At 40.8% G+C, this 16692-nt stretch carries 17 protein-coding genes; all 17 read left to right on the top strand.

Annotation, left to right across the window (positions count from 1 at the left end):
* Positions 1 to 32 precede the first annotated feature (32 nt).
* Complete coding sequence (gene essC / locus DW743_RS14285; protein WP_117761951.1) at positions 33 to 4550, top strand: type VII secretion protein EssC; 4518 nt, start codon at positions 33 to 35, stop codon at positions 4548 to 4550.
* A 4-nt stretch (positions 4551 to 4554) separates the two neighbouring features.
* Positions 4555 to 4806, top strand: coding sequence for a hypothetical protein (locus DW743_RS14290; protein WP_147345110.1), 252 nt, complete (start codon positions 4555 to 4557; stop codon positions 4804 to 4806).
* Positions 4807 to 4814: 8 nt separating this feature from the next.
* Positions 4815 to 5111 (top strand): WXG100 family type VII secretion target, encoded by a 297-nt coding sequence (locus tag DW743_RS14295; protein ID WP_117761953.1) that lies wholly within the window; start codon positions 4815 to 4817, stop codon positions 5109 to 5111.
* 46 nt (positions 5112 to 5157) lie between these two features.
* Positions 5158 to 5463: a WXG100 family type VII secretion target gene (locus DW743_RS14300; protein WP_117761954.1), complete on the top strand. Its 306-nt coding sequence runs from the start codon at positions 5158 to 5160 to the stop codon at positions 5461 to 5463.
* 18 nt (positions 5464 to 5481) lie between these two features.
* Positions 5482 to 5772: a WXG100 family type VII secretion target gene (locus DW743_RS14305; RefSeq protein ID WP_117761955.1), complete on the top strand. Its 291-nt coding sequence runs from the start codon at positions 5482 to 5484 to the stop codon at positions 5770 to 5772.
* An 18-nt stretch (positions 5773 to 5790) separates the two neighbouring features.
* The gene (locus tag DW743_RS14310) at positions 5791 to 6948 is read left to right on the top strand and encodes a hypothetical protein (RefSeq protein WP_147345111.1); all 1158 of its coding nucleotides are present in this window, start codon (positions 5791 to 5793) and stop codon (positions 6946 to 6948) included.
* Positions 6949 to 6979: 31 nt separating this feature from the next.
* The gene (locus DW743_RS14315; protein ID WP_117761957.1) at positions 6980 to 7273 is read left to right on the top strand and encodes a DUF4176 domain-containing protein; all 294 of its coding nucleotides are present in this window, start codon (positions 6980 to 6982) and stop codon (positions 7271 to 7273) included.
* A gap of 1 nt (position 7274) precedes the next feature.
* On the top strand, positions 7275 to 8741 hold the full coding sequence (locus DW743_RS14320) for a serine/threonine-protein kinase (RefSeq protein ID WP_117761958.1): 1467 nt from the start codon (positions 7275 to 7277) through the stop codon (positions 8739 to 8741).
* 25 nt (positions 8742 to 8766) lie between these two features.
* A complete protein-coding gene (locus DW743_RS14325; RefSeq protein ID WP_117761959.1) occupies positions 8767 to 10335 on the top strand; it encodes an NPCBM/NEW2 domain-containing protein in 1569 nt (522 codons plus the stop codon).
* A gap of 35 nt (positions 10336 to 10370) precedes the next feature.
* The gene (locus DW743_RS14330) at positions 10371 to 11150 is read left to right on the top strand and encodes a zinc-ribbon domain-containing protein (protein WP_117761960.1); all 780 of its coding nucleotides are present in this window, start codon (positions 10371 to 10373) and stop codon (positions 11148 to 11150) included.
* Between the two features lie 149 nt (positions 11151 to 11299).
* A complete protein-coding gene (locus DW743_RS18000) occupies positions 11300 to 11611 on the top strand; it encodes a DUF2752 domain-containing protein (RefSeq protein WP_158568579.1) in 312 nt (103 codons plus the stop codon).
* A 31-nt stretch (positions 11612 to 11642) separates the two neighbouring features.
* On the top strand, positions 11643 to 12062 hold the full coding sequence (locus DW743_RS14340; protein WP_117761962.1) for a zinc ribbon domain-containing protein: 420 nt from the start codon (positions 11643 to 11645) through the stop codon (positions 12060 to 12062).
* 75 nt (positions 12063 to 12137) lie between these two features.
* A complete protein-coding gene (locus DW743_RS14345) occupies positions 12138 to 12569 on the top strand; it encodes a hypothetical protein (protein ID WP_117761963.1) in 432 nt (143 codons plus the stop codon).
* Positions 12570 to 12586: 17 nt separating this feature from the next.
* On the top strand, positions 12587 to 13318 hold the full coding sequence (locus tag DW743_RS14350; protein ID WP_147345112.1) for a hypothetical protein: 732 nt from the start codon (positions 12587 to 12589) through the stop codon (positions 13316 to 13318).
* A 24-nt stretch (positions 13319 to 13342) separates the two neighbouring features.
* The gene (locus DW743_RS14355; RefSeq protein WP_117761965.1) at positions 13343 to 14002 is read left to right on the top strand and encodes a zinc ribbon domain-containing protein; all 660 of its coding nucleotides are present in this window, start codon (positions 13343 to 13345) and stop codon (positions 14000 to 14002) included.
* A gap of 146 nt (positions 14003 to 14148) precedes the next feature.
* Positions 14149 to 15216 carry a double zinc ribbon domain-containing protein gene (locus DW743_RS14360; protein ID WP_158568580.1) on the top strand — a complete coding sequence of 356 codons (1068 nt, stop codon included), beginning with the start codon at positions 14149 to 14151 and terminating at the stop codon, positions 15214 to 15216.
* Positions 15213 to 16622, top strand: a complete 1410-nt coding sequence (nagZ, locus tag DW743_RS14365) for a beta-N-acetylhexosaminidase (RefSeq protein WP_117761967.1) — start codon at positions 15213 to 15215, stop codon at positions 16620 to 16622. The genes DW743_RS14360 and nagZ overlap by 4 nt, the downstream gene beginning before the upstream one ends.
* The last annotated feature ends 70 nt before the right edge of the window (positions 16623 to 16692 follow it).

The following is a 16692-nucleotide window of genomic DNA, read 5'->3' on the forward strand; positions in this document are numbered from 1 at the left end:
TTTACAGGCAGAGACATTTGAGGAGGGCGCATATGGAAAGTCTAAAAATACTGTTTTTTCTGGAAAATCAATATTTGCAGACAGGAATAGAAACGGTATTGGACAAAACCAGAAATGGTTTTATCAGCAGAGAATTGTTAAATATGCGCCGGGAATTAAAATTTCCAGTATATGAACAGAATGGCACGTATTATCTGCAGAAGGCGGAAGAAATCATTGGCCCTGGAGAGGCTGAACTGAGAAAGCTGCAGGATGGAGACTTCTTTTCCGTGAAGGATACAGAATGTCCCTACCAGTTTCTGGTTTTAGCAGAGCGATATTTAAGTGCAGAGATGAAAAAGTATCATTTGCCGTTAGAAGCGGAACTACAGATAGGACGGGCAGATGATGCAAATATCATTCTGGATATCAATGAAAATATTTCAAGAAAACATGCTGTGCTTCGGATGAAAGCAGGAGAAGGATATATTCAGGACATCTCCGAAAAAGCAGGTGTGTATTTAAATGGCAAAAAGATCACCGCATCGCGGTTACAATGCGGTGATCAAATCATGATCATGGGATACACCATCGTATATTTAAAAGAATATATGATGGTGCCGAAACAGATTTCTGTACAAGGGATTGAACCATGCAAAAAGACCCAGAACATGGCCCCCAGAAAGAACCGTGCGGAAGTAGTATTTGAAAGAAATCCCAGAATTTATAAATCACTGATAACGGATGAAATTCGGATCGATGCACCGCCAGCGTGTCAGACAAGAAAACAACAGCCGTTTATTCTGGCAGCAGGTCCAACACTTACAATGTCATTGGCTATGATGGCACAATTGGGACTGGCACTGGCGAGGCTGGAAGAAACCGGAAACTTTTCATCGATCATCAGCAACGGAACCATGACAGTGAGTCTGCTGGCTGGCGCTGTATTATGGCCGTTTTTATCCAGAAAATATTATAAAAAACAGGAGAAAAAAGAAGAAACTTATCGAAAAGAGAAGTATACGGCTTATCTTGAAGAAAAAAGAAAAGAAATAGAAGGCTGCAGAGAATATAATCGCAGAATCTGGAATGTGGATTACTATCCAGGTATTGAAGAAATGCTTGGATATGTAGAGAGGAAAAACCGAAGAATCTGGGAAAAATCACCGGCAGATCAGGATTTTCTTTCTGTGCGGCTGGGAATAGGAGAAAGATCATCAGAACTTCTGGTAAAAGTACCGGAAGACCATTTTTGTTTAGAAGATGATGCATTGCTGGAACAGGCAATTCAGCTGGGAAAAGAAAATCAGCGGCTGTCAGAAGTTCCAATTGCACTTTCCCTTCGAGACAGGAAGATGGTTGGAATTGTCGGCGATAAAGAAAAAATCAATAAACTGATTTGGTGCATGATTACAGGAATTGTCGTTATGCATGCGCCGGATGAGGTGAAGATTGGGATTGTTGCAGATAAAAATCAAGCTCTGGATTTTGAATGGGTTTTGAATCTTCCACATATTTGGAATGAAATCGGAGAACAACGGTTTTTTGCTTCTGATCCAGAAGAGGTGAAAGAATTTCTGTTGTATTTGGAAGAAACAGCAAAAGAAAAAAGTGAAATAAATATACCACATTATGTAGTATTTGTTTTGAATGAAAAATTACTGGAAAGTATTTCTCTGGGAAAGAGTTCTTATATTGCGGAGAACTTTAAAGGGGTAACCATCGTGTATGCTGCAGAGTTTTTCTCCAGAATTCCCAGGGAAGCAGAAGCTATTATTTTAAATGATGCGGAACAAAGCGGTATTTATCGAAAAAATGAAGATGATAATCAGCTGATTCCATTTGTTCCTGATGAATTGAATTACCTGCAGATCCAGAAAATGATGCAGTTGTTTGAAAAAATAGAAAACCGTCATTGGAACCATAAAGTGGGAATTCCAGAGCGAATTTCTTTCCTTTCCATGTATCAGGCAGGAAATGTTCACATGCTGGAGATTGAAAGACGATGGCGAGAAAGTAAAATCAGTCGTTCTATGGCGGCTCCGATTGGAATGAAGCGGGACGGAGAACTATTTTACCTGGATATTCATGAAAAATATCATGGATGTCATGGCCTGGTTGCGGGAATGACAGGATCAGGAAAAAGCGAGTTTTTACAGGAATACATTCTGTCTTTGATGTTGAATTACAGTCCGGATGACATTGCTTTTATTTTAATTGACTTTAAGGGCGGCGACATGGCGCGTCCATTTTTGAAGGCACCGCATGTGTCAGCTACAATTTCCAATCTTTCCGGAAATATGCTGCATCGTGCGAAAGTTTCATTGGAAGCCGAAATACAGAACCGGCAAAAACTTTTTAACGCAACAGCGCAGGAGCTGGGGATTGATAAGCTGGACATTAATTCATGGCATAAGTACATGGAAGAAGGAAAAATAAAGAAAAAATTACCGCATTTGATTATCATTATTGACGAGTTTGCGCAGTTAAGAACACAACAGCCGGATTTCTTAGAATATCTGGTTAATGTTGCACAGGTGGGCAGAAGTCTTGGGATTCATCTGATTTTAGCAACACAAAAGCCAAGCGGGGTAGTAAGTCCGCAGATCTGGAGTAACTCCAGATTTCGAGTTTGTCTGAAAGTGCTGGATCAGGAAGACAGTAAGGAAATGATCCGGCGAAAAGACGCGGCGGCAATCAGACAGCCAGGAAGAGCTTATGTACAAGTTGGATATGATGAAATTTTTGAAGAAGTACAGACAGGTTTCAGCGGTGCGGACTATATTGCCTATGACAGATACATGGAAGATGGCGAAAACAGCATAGAAATGACTGGATATACAGCTGGAGTGCGCAGGACAGCCAAGAAGCGAGCGGATGGAAAAAAAAGTGGAAGAACACAGCTGGAAGAAAGCGTAAAAGAAGTAATATTGACTGCAAAGGCAATGCATCTTTGTGTGAAACCATTGTGGAAACCGGTATTGCCCAAAAAGATATTTCTTTCACAATGCGTTGCCCATTCAGAGAATTTTCTGCCGGAACAGTGGGATAAAGACAACGATGCAGCAACTGCATGCGGAATGTGTGACATACCGGAACTGCAGGAGCAGAAGCCATTTGAACTCTGCTTCCAGGAAAATGGACATGTTGCTGTTTATGGTGCATCTGGATCTGGAAAAACCACTTTTTTACAGACCATGGCATTTTCCATGGCACAAAAATATTCACCGGATCTGCTGCAGTTTTATGTACTGGATTTCGGAGGAAGAATGTTGGGCAACTTAAGAGAAGCTCCACATTGTGTTGCTGTGGCTTTTGAAGATGAAAAGCAAAAGAGTGAGCATATGATACAGCAGATAAGAAATCAGATGGAACTTCGAAAGAAAGTATTTGCAGAAAAAGAGTGCAATACATATTCCTCTTATTTGGAAACAACCGGGCAAAAACTTCCTATGCTGCTGGTAATCATTGATAATTACACAGTCATACATGAACAGATGCCGCGTCTGGAGGAAGGGATTATTCAGATTGCTGCAAATGGAAAAACATATGGCATTTATCTGGTGGTAACAGGAAACAGCCGAAATGCAATTTATTACAAAACAGCGGAACATATCAAAACGCGGATTGTATTTCAGATGAATGAATTACAGAATTACCGGGATCTTCTGAATATACGTACGGCAATAGAACCTGAAGATGTGAAGGGACGGGCGGTAATTTCCTATGGAGAGTTTGCAGTGGAAATGCAGACAGCACTTCCGTTTGATGCAGTCAATGAATCTCAAATGTACAGTAAACTAAAGCAGACTTATCGGAAAATGAGATTTTATTATGGCGAAAATCAAAAGGAAAGTACGGTAAGAGAAGACAGGAAAAACATACTGATAGAAAAGAAAACGGAAAAAGAAAGTGGCAGACTGCCAGAGCGTATTCCTGTTTTCGAAGGCGCCAGAGATAAAAAAGAATGGCTGTCACTTGGAGCTTCTTTATATGATGAGAGAAAGCAGGGATTTCTTTTAAAAGAAACAAAACGCATTTTTATCGGAAGTGAGACAAAAACTTCTCTCGAGTCTGTGATTGAAAATGGAATCATAATGGAGAACTGGGAACTTTACCGTTTCAGTTTAGACCCAGAAAGTAAGAAGTTTTGGCATGAAATCCGGACAGAAGAAGAAATAGGACGTTTCCTTCAAAGGTGTTTGGAACAAAAAAAACAAAAAAGAATCCTGTTGTATATTGATGATTTTTCTGATTTCTATGACACTATTTCAGATGAGGATTTGGTAGTATTTGGAAAATATTTGAAAACACAAAAGCAGGAACAGCTTTTGATTATTACACAGGGAATTTTTAAAAAACTGTCGGAATATAAAGACACAGGCTTGTATGTTTACTTAGTCAGATGCGAAGATGGAATGATTATGGATGGAGGAATCGACAATTCAAAAATTATGTTTTTGAATAATGCAGTCAGCAGAAGTGATCCAGAGGTAAGAAAAAAGCAGTTGGAAAGAAATCAGGCGATTCTTTATCATGGGGATACTTTGGCATATATCAAGGTTAGGTGAGAAGATGAGAAAGCAGGAATGTGTCATAAAGGTTCCGGGGTTGAATGAAAAATTTCGATTCAAAGTTCCCGATCACATGTCGATCGCAGAGGTAATAAGTCTTCTGGCGGTTTTGATCAAGGAAGAATATCCGGAAGCAGAAATTCAAGCAGAAAGTATGGAATTGTATCAGGCCAGAACAGGAAAAAAAGCAGACAGAACCCAATGTCTTGCGGAATTGGAAATATCAGAGCAAGAAGAATGGATTCTAGCATAGGAGTGCAGATGACATCAAACATAAGACTTAACTATGAAAAAGTAATGCGTGAGGCAGCGAGACTCGACGGAGAAGAAAATGTATTTGAAGAACAGGTTAAGAAAATTTGTGGAGTTGCGGAAAGATTGAGACATGAATGGGAAAGCCCGGCATCCGCAGTCTGTATTCAAAAGATAGAACAGATTGCAGAAGAAATGACAGAAACCAGAAAAAAAATGCAGCAAACTATTGAGTTAATTGAGCTGGTTGCAACACGAATTCAACATGCGGAAGAAGAAACAAAGCGTATGGCGGAGCAGTTGTAAAGAAATGTAATGGTCATGGATAAAGTATGACGGAAAGGAGCCTAAGATGGCAAGAGAGTGGTCAGTAACAACAGAAAGTGTAAAAAGATCATCCGAAAGAATTGGAGAACTAGTAAGTAAATATCAGACGGAGTATGAAAAACTTTACACAGAAGCCCAGGCGCTTCGAAGTGCAAAGTGGACAGGAATCGCAAGTGATACATTTAACAAAAAATTGGAGGAATATAAAACGGCATTTGAGGAATTGAGAGATGTCATGAACAATTATCAGGAGTTCTTAAAAAATGCGGCGGAACATTATGAGCAGGTAGAAAATAGACTGCAGGAAGAAGCAGGCAATCTTAGAGGATAACAGAAGGGAGATGTAATTATGGCAACCATTAAAGTAGATTCTACAGCAATACGGGAGAAAGCAGCAACGTTTGACAGCATTGCAACCAATATTGAAAATTATACGGAAGAAATTGAAAGAGAGATTCAAGGAATGAAAAGCGTGTGGGAGGGAGATGCGGCTGAGTCTTCCGTTGCAAAGTTTGAAAATTTTAAACGGGCATTTGCGGAAAGAAAAGAAACAATTCGCAATTATGCACAGTTTTTGAGAAACGCGGCAGAGGCATATGATAACAGCGAAAGAAATATTCAGAACGGAGCCAACGAATAAGTAGACGGGGGTTTTAAAATGCCTTATATCAGAGTCAGACCGGAAGGGCTTCAAAGAATGTCAGAAATGCTCGATAGAGTAGAAAAAGATATTGAACAAAGAGAAGAAGCTTTTTCTATTGTTTCCAGAAATCTGGATTGGCAGGTAAAACGGGAAGAAGACATTGACTGGCAGCTTCGATGTATTTGCATAGAACTTCAGGAAGAAAAACAGAAAATTGCAGAGATTGCAGAATATCTCCGTCGTGCATCTGTGATATATGAGAAGCTTGAAAAGAATCTGCAGGATGAAGACGAAAGATCTTTAAGCTATGGAACTGTATATGACCAAAACGAACAGGAAACACCATTTGGTACAGCTTATGTCGCGGTTTACAGCTGGCTTTTGGAAGTGTCCCAAAATATTATGAAGGCAGTGTCAGAAAAAAATAAAGATGAAGTAACAGGTTTAGCCGGTGACCTAGTTTCTTATTGTGACAGCCTGATTAAATTTTTTACAGGTGATTCCAAACATGCTCCGTTTGGGATTGGACAGTGGTGTAAATTGTCCAAGGCATCTGCAAGTGTATGGAAAGGATTCTACACCGTATTCAAGAAAAGCTTTTCAGATGAAAAAACGCAGAATTTGTTCGAGAAAAAATTTGGCAGCTGGGCCACTGCTGTTGGAGTAGCGGGAGGATTGATGGGAATCCTGGGTGCAGTGACAGAATATTCCAGAAATGGCAGCAGCACGGCGAATATCGGAAAAGAGACCGTGGGTTTTGGAAAGACACTTTATCTGATCGGTAAAGATCCGGTATTTAAATATCCGGCGCATGTGTATACCTCTATTCTTCAAAGTGCGATGGATGTTGCAGGACAGACATATGACAGTATTCATAAATATAAGGAAGATGGACATTGGTCGCTGGAAGATACAGCATATACAGGGATTGAAGCTTCTGTAAAAGGCTTGGATACGTTGCTGTCCAAAATTTCATTCGGAGTATTTTCGTTGAAAACGGCTGGAACCAGTGCAGGAGATACAGCAAAATGGCTGGAAGAAAAAACGACCGAAATCGGTGAAGCAGCTGGAAAGCTGATTGCATCCAATCCAGAATCAAAACAGGCTTTTCAGAATGGAAACGTAGCAAAAAGACTGCAGATGATTGTACAGGCGATGTGGCAGAAAAAATAAACAGTTTCAAAAAGGAAAACAGGAGGATCTTATGCAGCAGGTTGGAGAACTGCTTCCCGTTGGAAGTATTGTACTTTTAAAGGGCGGTACAAAAAAAACAATGATTATGGGTGTGCTTCAGACTGACGAAGAGCATCCGGAGACCGTTTATGATTATATGGGAATTCCATATCCGGAAGGGTACATGGGAGAAGAAAGTGTATATCTTTTTCAGCATGAAAATATCAATGATATCGTTTTTCGAGGATATGAAAATCCAGAGAGAGACGAAATGATACAAGTGCTGGAGATGATAATAGAAAAGACGCAGGAGCAGTTAGGATAAGATGATAGGGCGGGAAGTCTTCGGATATCGAGTAGAAGAATTGATTGGTAAGGGAAGTTTTGCTTCTGTCTACAAAGTAAAAAAAGAAAATGAATCCGGTACTTATGTCCGCGCGTTAAAACATATTGTGATTCCGGAGAAAACGCAGTATTTGAAAATCTGGAATGCAATGGGAAAGGATACAGAAAAAACGGAGCAGTATTTTGAAAATGTTTTTCAGGAGACGATGCAGGAAATTCAGTTGATGCATGCGTTTACAGAGAATGGAGTTCGAAATATTGTTCCATGTTATGAAAACGATGTGATTCGCCATGAAAATCCGAAACGTTATGAAATTTTTCTGTTAATGGAATATCTTACACCGCTGTCAGTTTATATCAGTCAAAATGAGCTGGTATTAAACGATGTCTTTGAGTTAGGAATACAGATCTTAGACGCGCTGGAGATTTGTCATGAAAATGGGATCATGCATCGGGATATCAAGGAAGAAAATATTTTCCGAAATGAGAAAGGAGTTTATAAACTGGGAGATTTCGGAGTAGCAAAAATGCTTCACGGGGAAGAGTCAGCTTCTTCTGTAAAAGGGACGGCAGATTATATGGCTCCGGAAATTTTACAGAATAAAAAAAGCTATAACGAGAGCGTTGATTTATATTCTTTGGGAATGGTTCTCTATCGAATCATGAATCATATGCGTTCTCCATTCTTTCCGTCATATCCGGAAACATTTGATTCTGAGGATGAAAAAGAAGCACAGAAAAGACGACTGCAGGGAGAAACAGTACCTTTGCCGGATGCGGCAGATCCGGCATTTGGGAAAGTTCTTCGAAAGGCGCTGGCACCCGAATCTGAGCGTTTTGCGAGAGCTGAAGATTTTCGAAGAGAATTGCTGAAAGTCATAAAAGCTACATCAGAAGAAAAAAAGAACAGTTCTGTTATGGCAATCAGAAATGGGAACGCGATTCAAAAAAAACAGTCGTTGAGCAGAAAAAAATCAAAAATCTGGAAAAGGATTGTGATTTTAAGCATAGTATGTCTGCTTTTGGGAGGCGCTGCACAGTTGTACGGGCAGCGACACGTTTGGATACAGAAATGCAATCGCTGGGAACAGGCAACAATTTTTCCGTTTGACTGTATTTCAACAGATATGACAGAAAAAGATATGCAGCGTTACTTTGGGAAACGTTTTTCGAAAGGAACAGATCAGCAATACTATCTGGAGATGGAGGGAAACGCGGTATCCGGTTACGTGAACATAAAGTTTGGAAAGAATCAATGGGATTCCATCAGTTATAGTTTTTTGACGCAGGAAGAAAATTGGAAACAGATCTGTCAGAACTTTTATCAGACCAGCGATAAAGAGATAACAGAGTGGCCTTGTCAGATCAGAAAAGATAATGTGCAGGTTGTGATGGATTATGATCCGAAGGCTGGAAAAGCCAGTTTGTTCATAAGACGTTTATCATAACAAAAAAGGAACAGGAGGAGAGAAAATGCGTTGTAATTATTGCGGGGCAGAAGTCAAAGAGGGAATGAAATACTGTCCGGGATGCGGAAAGGAAATACAGCAGGGAAAAGGTAGCTCGGACCATGGTTCTGGAACGATTTTTCAGCCTGGTGAGGAGCAGAAAAGAGAACAGGAGACACCGATAACACCAAGATCTCCGCAAAAACCGCCTAAGAATAAAAAAACGAAAAAGAAGAGAAAAAAAGCACCGATCATTCTGACCTTGGTGCTGGTAGTGATTCTGGCAGCCGGAGGAGCTGCTTTGACCTTTTATGTGAAGTCTCCGGCAAGAAAAATTGTAAGCCGGATCAGCAAAGGTGATTACAGTGATATCGAACAGCTTTATAAAAACGATGTCAAAGATCATGTTATCCAGGAAATGCTTCTGGACAAGCTGGCGGAGAAAGACTGTGCCACTGTTCTGGACGATTTTAAAGCAGAAAAAATTACATATGAGGAAGCCAGTGAAAAATTAAATGCATATCTTACGCTGGGATCTAAAAAACTGGAAACTGCATTTGGAGAACAGGAAAAAACGTTGGAGAGTCTGAACAGTTCGATGGAAGCATATAAAAAGGCGGAAGAACTGTATGAAGACGGCGACTATGAAGAGGCAATGGAGGCCTATGCGCAGGTCAGTGAGGATGACAGTAATTACGAAGAAGCACAGTCAAAAATGTCTCAGTGTGTTGACAGCTATAAAGCCGAAATTCTGAATAAGACAGAAAATCCGGAAGATGAGCAGGAATATGAAACCGCGATTCAGACGGTAGAAGTTGCCGCCGACATCCTTCCAGATGATGAAGACCTGGCAAACCGCCTGGCTGAGTTGAAGGATTCTTATGCAGCTATGTTGAAAAGCGATGCGCTGGATCATGGAACGCAGTATATGAATGAAGGAAAGTATGAGGAACTGTTTGCACTGTTGAAAAAAGCACAGGAAGTAAATGAAGGTGACTCAGAACTGGATAACCTGGAAAAGAGCGCGGAAGATGCTTATGTAAAAACGGTACAGGACACGGTAGATGATTATCTTACCAAAGATAATTATGACGATGCAATTACCTATCTGAAAAGTGCGACAAGAGTGCTGGAATCCAATTCGACGTTAACTGAGCTTCTGCAGCAGGTGCAGGAGAATGTGCCGGTGAAATTATGTGACTTGAAAATCAGTGAATCTGACCGGTTTGAGTCAGGAGAAGAACTGAAGGTCATGGAAGACAGTGTGGGAAATATCTATAGTCCTGGAAATTTATATAAATTGACACCATATCGTGGAAAAGGATATGCATCCTATTATGCGAACGGGGAATATACAAGAATGACCGGAACAATCGCGGTAGCGGATGACAGCAGTAAAGATACCGGAATTGTTACAGTTTATGACGAAAATGAAAAGATTTTGTATACGACGGGAGAAATCACCAGAACAACGGCACCGATTAAAGTGGATGTGGATCTCAGCGGTGTGAAGTGGTTTACTGTTTGCGCAGAAGATAAAGGATGGGATGGATTTAATTGCTTTATTTCAGATTTTGTATTGTATAAAAATTAAAAATACAGAATGACAGACAAAAGGAGAACATAATCATGGCAATGTTTGATGATGTAGATAAGAAACTTTCCGGATGGTTCAATGCCGGAGCAGAAAAAGCAAAGGGAATGTCAGAAACACTTCGGCTTTCCAATGCAATCCGGGAAGAAGAAACGAAGCAGGCCGAGCTGTATCGGCAGATGGGAAAATATTTTTATGATTATTTTGCAGTTGCAGCGGAAGGAAAAATGAAAGAATGGTGCGATGGCGTTAAGGCAAGCCAACAGCAGGTTCAGGTTTATAAAGAACAGATTCAGACATTAAAGGGAACAGTAAGCTGTCCGAACTGTGGGGCCGAGGTTTCTTCTGGTTCTGCATTCTGCAATGTGTGTGGAACGAAAATAGAACACAAAGTGCCCAAAGCCAGTGCGGGACGAATTTGCCCGGTATGTGGTGCTTCTGTTCCGGAAAGTGCAGCGTTTTGTACTTCCTGTGGAACTAAAATTCCGGCAGTGATGGAAGAAGCAAAGAGTGCACCTGCGGTTTCAACAGAGAAAAAGAGATGCACGAACTGCGGAAATGAGCTGGAGGACGGCCAGATGTTCTGCACGGTATGTGGTACAAAGGTTGAACTGGAAAAAGAACAGGAAGTAGTTTCCGAACAGCCAGTGCTGGAAGAAGCGGTGACAGAACAGCCGGTGGAGACAGACAATGCGGTGGCTGAAGAAACGAAAACAGAAGAAAGTTCAGCGGAAGCGGTATGCCCATACTGTGGAAGCGCATTAGAACCTGGTCAGATATTCTGCACGAACTGTGGGCAGAAGCTGGGAGAGTGAGAACCGTCAGATTCATGTTTGCCGAAGAAAATAGGGGAAAAGAAATCAAGGAGCGGATACAGAAAGATTTGAAACAGTATAAAAAAGCAGTGATTCTCACAGGAATGATCCTTGGAACAATGCAGATTCTGTTTCAGACGGTATGTCCTATGCGAATTTTATTTGGAATTCCATGTCCAGGCTGCGGTTTGACACATGCGGGATGGTATGTGATTACCTTTCAATGGAAAAAGGCGTGGCAGTGGAATCCAACAATTTTCTTATGGATTTTCTGTATGGGAAGCTGGTGTTTCTTTCGCTATGTAAAAGCGCAGCAAAGTAAATTCTTTTCTATTATTCTGGTGATTACCTGTGGAGCTACATTCCTTCGCTACGGTTGGAAATACAAGGAAGAAATTACCAGGGGATTTCTTTGGATGCAGTGGTATATGAAAAAAGCAAACAATTTATTTATTTTATAAAATGTACAAGAGATGAAGGAGGGAATGTTCTATGAGATGTGAACATTGTGGAACAGAAAATGTGGATGGCGCACGCTTTTGCAAAGGATGTGGTGCGGACCTGACACAGCAGAATGAAGCTGCGAATCAGCCGGCTTGGGGCAGTAACATGAACAATACGAAGACTGCACCAAATCAGAACTATTCGAATATAACCCCGTCACAGGTTGGAGATATGGGCGATTATCAGCCGATTTCCATGTGGGGATATTTTGGATATGAATTATTATTTGCAATTCCATGCGTTGGATTTGTCCTGTTGCTGGTATTTTCCTTTGGCGGAACAAAGAATGTAAATTTACGAAACTTTGCGCGCTCGTATTTTTGCTTTACCATTGTAGTGTTTGTCTTAATGCTGTTTCTTTTCTTCAGCAGCGGTATGGCAGGAATGATGGGCAGAATGTACTATTAAGAAACAAAGCAGATTATGCATTTAAAAATAAATAAATTGTTTGAACTTTAAATGCGTTTGAAAAGAGGAAAAAATATGCAGAAAACAAAAATTGGTATTTCAGCAGGCTGTTTTGGCGCCGTAATTTATCTGGCAGGAGTGACAGGAGGACTTTTGCTGGCAGCAATTTTAATTGGATATGTATTATTGGTAGAAGAAAATCTGTGGTTGAGAAGATGTGCAGTAAAAGCTGGAGCATTGCTGTTTATCTTTTCCATGTGCATTTTGGCGATTGGCCTGATTCCCGATGCGATTAATTGCATAGAGTCATTTTTGTCTGTGATACGGATCAATGCAAACGAAGTTTTTATCACAAATTTAACATCAGCAATTGTTCAGGCAGTACAGATCTGGCAGAAAATTTTATTCCTTGCCTTGGGACTAAAAGCGTTGAACATGAGCACGATTGTTATGCCGGGTGTGGAAAAGTTTGTGGATCAGTGTATGAATATGAACGATAAAATTTAAAAAAGCAGGTAGCCTGTTTGCTTATTGAAAAAGGTGGAAAAATCATGAAAAACAGCAAGTGGAAACGGATATCAAGTATGGGAATAGTAGCTGCAATTGTATTGGCAACAGGAATGTCAGGCTGTGCTTCTGAAAATTCTCAAAGTTCACAAACTTCTCAAACGTCAGAAGGAACAACCACGGAGTTGACTGAAATGTGGGAAAACCAGAAAAAAATGCAGGAAATTATAGATAGTACCAGTGATTCCAATAAGGAAGTTCTGAACAAAGGCTCTGTCATGGAAGTTGTGGATCTAGATGAACTGGATGTTCCGTTTACTTTAGAATTTAAAACAGATGGAACGTATGCGCTGAAATCTGATACAGAGCAGTTTGAGCAAAAATATGAAGAAGTGATAACACGTTATGAAGATGCAATAAAAGCAAAAATAAAAGATACTTTGGAAGCATCGAAAGAGGATGAGGGATATGAGAGCTTGGAAGCATGGGCGGAAGATGCGGGATACGCGAGTACAGAAGAGATGATAAATGATAATCTGGAAGTAAATAAAGCAAATAAACTTCAGCAATTTGAAACTCTGTTTACAGAGCAGGAACGAGAAGGAAAATACGAGGAAAAAGAAGGAAAACTGTATTTATCTAATTCAACGACAGAAGCTGTAAATGAGGAAACTGATTTTTATGCGGACTATGAAATTAAAGATGGACAGCTTACATTAAAAAATGAATCGGAAACAGAAAGTTGTTAAGGCGTGAAAAAGGAGAATGAAGGTATGTTTTGTGGAAAATGTGGAGCACAATTGGAGGATGATGCAAAATTTTGTCCGGCCTGTGGCGCTGTTATCGAACAAAATACAGCATCAGAAAAGCAGAAACCATCTGGTTCTGGAATTGCGAAAATTATGAAATCGCCCAGTAGAATGATTGGAGTTGCAGCAGTTGTTCTGGTTGTGATTCTGGCAGTGGTTCTGGGATTTGGAGGAAAAAGTCCGGAAAAAATAGCAGCAAAAGCGTGCGAAACAGAACTGAATCAGGATGTAAAAGGATATTACAAACTATTGGCACCGCCGTATATTGATTATATGGTTGGGCCATCCGGCTGGTATAGTACAGATGAAGAATTTCAACAGGTACTTGCAGATTCAGCAGAAGAACAGGCACGGCAGATTAGTGGCACCTGTGGGGATGATGTGAAAGTAAAGTGCAAGGCCGAAGATATGGAAACCTGTGATGGAACTGATCTTGCACAGGTCAAATATGAATTACAACATGACTATGATTACGATGCAGACAAAATAAAAGGAGCAGCCGTTGTCACAGTGCGGATTACAGCCAAGGGATCTGAACGGGAGAATGAGTGGACTATGCAGATTTCATGTGTAAAGATTGGCGGTTCCTGGTATGTACATCGTCCAGGCTTTACTTCCGTTTAAAAGAAAAAATCTCCTTTCGGTGATGGAAAGTTTCTGCTGTTACAGAAGATTCTAACACTGCGAGGAGATTTTTTTGATGAATAAAAGCTTTACAGCAGATGGGTGTCTTTGATTCGGAAAAAGCATGTAAAAAAGGAGAACAGGATATGATTTGCCCTAAGTGTAAAAGTGAGATAAAAGATGATTCCAAATTTTGTGGAAAATGTGGTCAGAAAATTCCAAGATGTCCGACGTGTGGGCGGCCAATTCTGGAGCGGGCCAGATTTTGCGTTTACGATGGAACTATGATTCCGGATGATATGTTAAATTTGTTGCCGGAAGAAACGGCAGAGGATATAACAGAAAATCAGGAACAGCAAGAGAGAAGAGAACAGGCAGTAGTGAAAAAAACAGGACGCCAGAAGAAAAAGAAAGTGTTTGTAGTTCTGGGAGTTATGCTTGGAATTGTAGCTTGTGCCGGAGTGGGTTATGCGGCAGTACATGCGTTGTCTGGCAAGAAAAATGTAGATCAGAAACAGGAACAGAAGATAGCCAGAGAAGAAAAGAAGGAAACAACAGCAGTCCCGGAAAAGATCAGTGAGTCTTCCAAATCGAAACAAAAAACGGATCAGGACGAGATTGCGTCTGTGAGCGAAAATACAACAGAAAACCAGGAAACAGATACCAAGGTCAAAACAAAATCAGAAACAGAATATGCAGAAACGGAAGAAAATAAAAAAACAGTTTCGGAATCCAAGGAAGAAACCAGTACAGTTTCAGAAAGTAAAGCACCAGAGATCATACATACGTATGAAGTGATTGCAGGAGACCTGTCCTGGGAAGACGCAAAGAATGCCTGTGAGGAAAGAGGGGGATATCTGGCAACGATCAATTCAGAAGAAGAATATGAAAAAATCAGTGAAATGGCAGACCGGTCAGGCCTCACGTATCTCTGGCTGGGCGCGAAACTTCAGTCGGATACGGAAGAATGGAAACAGGCAGGATGGATCACAGGAGAAGACTGGACCTTTGATAACTGGTATCCGGGAGAACCAAGCAGGCAGGATACGGATGGAACAAAAGAGTTATTTCTGTGCATGTGGAAAGCAAAATATAACGAAGAAGAAATTGGCTGGACCTTTAATGATCAGAGAAATGATATCGTAGGTGCTTTTCCGAAGATTGCTGGAAAGGTTGGGTATGTCTGCGAGTATGAAAGAGAAACAAACGGATGAAGAAGAAAAACAGAAAAAGGATGATTTTTGGGATCGCTGGAATTTTGTTTATGGCAGGTGTGGTGATTGGAATCATTGGTGTCCTGGGAAAAGGTGAAAAAGAGCAGAAACAGACACGGACAAAAACAGATACGATAGAAGCTGCATCGGAATTGGAACAGGAAAAGGGCATGCCAACCGGTTCAGATGATGAAAAAGTAAAAACAGAAACAACACCGAAAGGAACCGAAGAAGAAGTTACGGCAGTGACGGAAAGTCCTGAAAAAACGGAGACAGAAGATATCGCAGAACCGTTGGAACAGGCTGGAAAAAGGGGTGACGATGAAAAAAAGACCGACGAACAAACAGAACAAACAGTAGAAGAAAAAGCACAGAATATGATGGAACATATGAGTCTGGAAGAAAAAATTTACCAATTGTTTGTGGTAACGCCGGAACAACTTACTGGTGTATCAACAGTAACGATGGCTGGAGACACGACAAGGGCTGCATTGGAAGCGCAGCCGGTTGGTGGAATTGTGTTTTTTGCGCCTAACTTGCTGAATCGAGAACAAACGATAACGATGATCCAGAATATGCAGTCCTATTCGAAGACAGGGCTATTCATCGCAGTAGATGAAGAGGGCGGAAGCGTAATGAGACTGGGAAATAATTCTGAAATGGGAATTACCGCAATTCCGTCTATGGAATCGGTCGGGGATACGGAGGATATCAGTCAGGCTTACCGGGTTGGAAATACGATTGGAAGCGAAATCTCGCAGCTTGGATTTAATCTCGATTTTGCACCAGTCGCCGATGTGAATTCCAATCCGAACAATACTGTCATTGGTTCCCGTGCATTTGGTACAGATCCAGAGAAAGTGGCTGAGATGGTTGCTGCCTGTGTAAAAGGATTTCGCGACAGTGGGATGGTGTGCACGTTAAAACATTTTCCAGGCCATGGCGATACGGAAGAAGACAGTCACTATGGAGAGGCAAAAAGCTGGAAAACATTGGACGAGCTTCGAACATGTGAATTGCGCCCTTTTCAGGCGGGGATAGAAGCAGGAGCATCCATGATTATGGTGGGCCATATTACACTGCCAAATGTAACAGAAGAAATTCCAGCAACGTTGTCACATGATATTGTTACGGGAATTCTGCGTGAGGAGATGAAATATAACGGGATCATTATTACCGATTCTATGGCAATGAGCGCGATTGCAAATCTGTATTCGTCCGATGAGGCGGCCGTAAAAGCCATACAGGTGGGATGCGATATGATTTTAATGCCATATCAGCTGGAAAGCGCCATAAATGGCATAGAAACAGCAGTGAATTCTGGAGACATAACGGAAGAAAGAATAGAAGAAAGTGTGCTAAGAATTTTGAAAGTAAAACTGGAGGCTGGTATTATAGAAAATTAGATAATAAAAATATGAGAGTAACGTAAAGTGTAAAGAAAATATTTGATTAAATTTGTAAAATGGAGAGAGT

It is taken from the genome of Blautia sp. AM28-27 (assembly GCF_003480905.1).
In the GTDB taxonomy this organism is placed as follows: Bacteria; Bacillota; Clostridia; order Lachnospirales; family Lachnospiraceae; genus Fusicatenibacter; species Fusicatenibacter saccharivorans.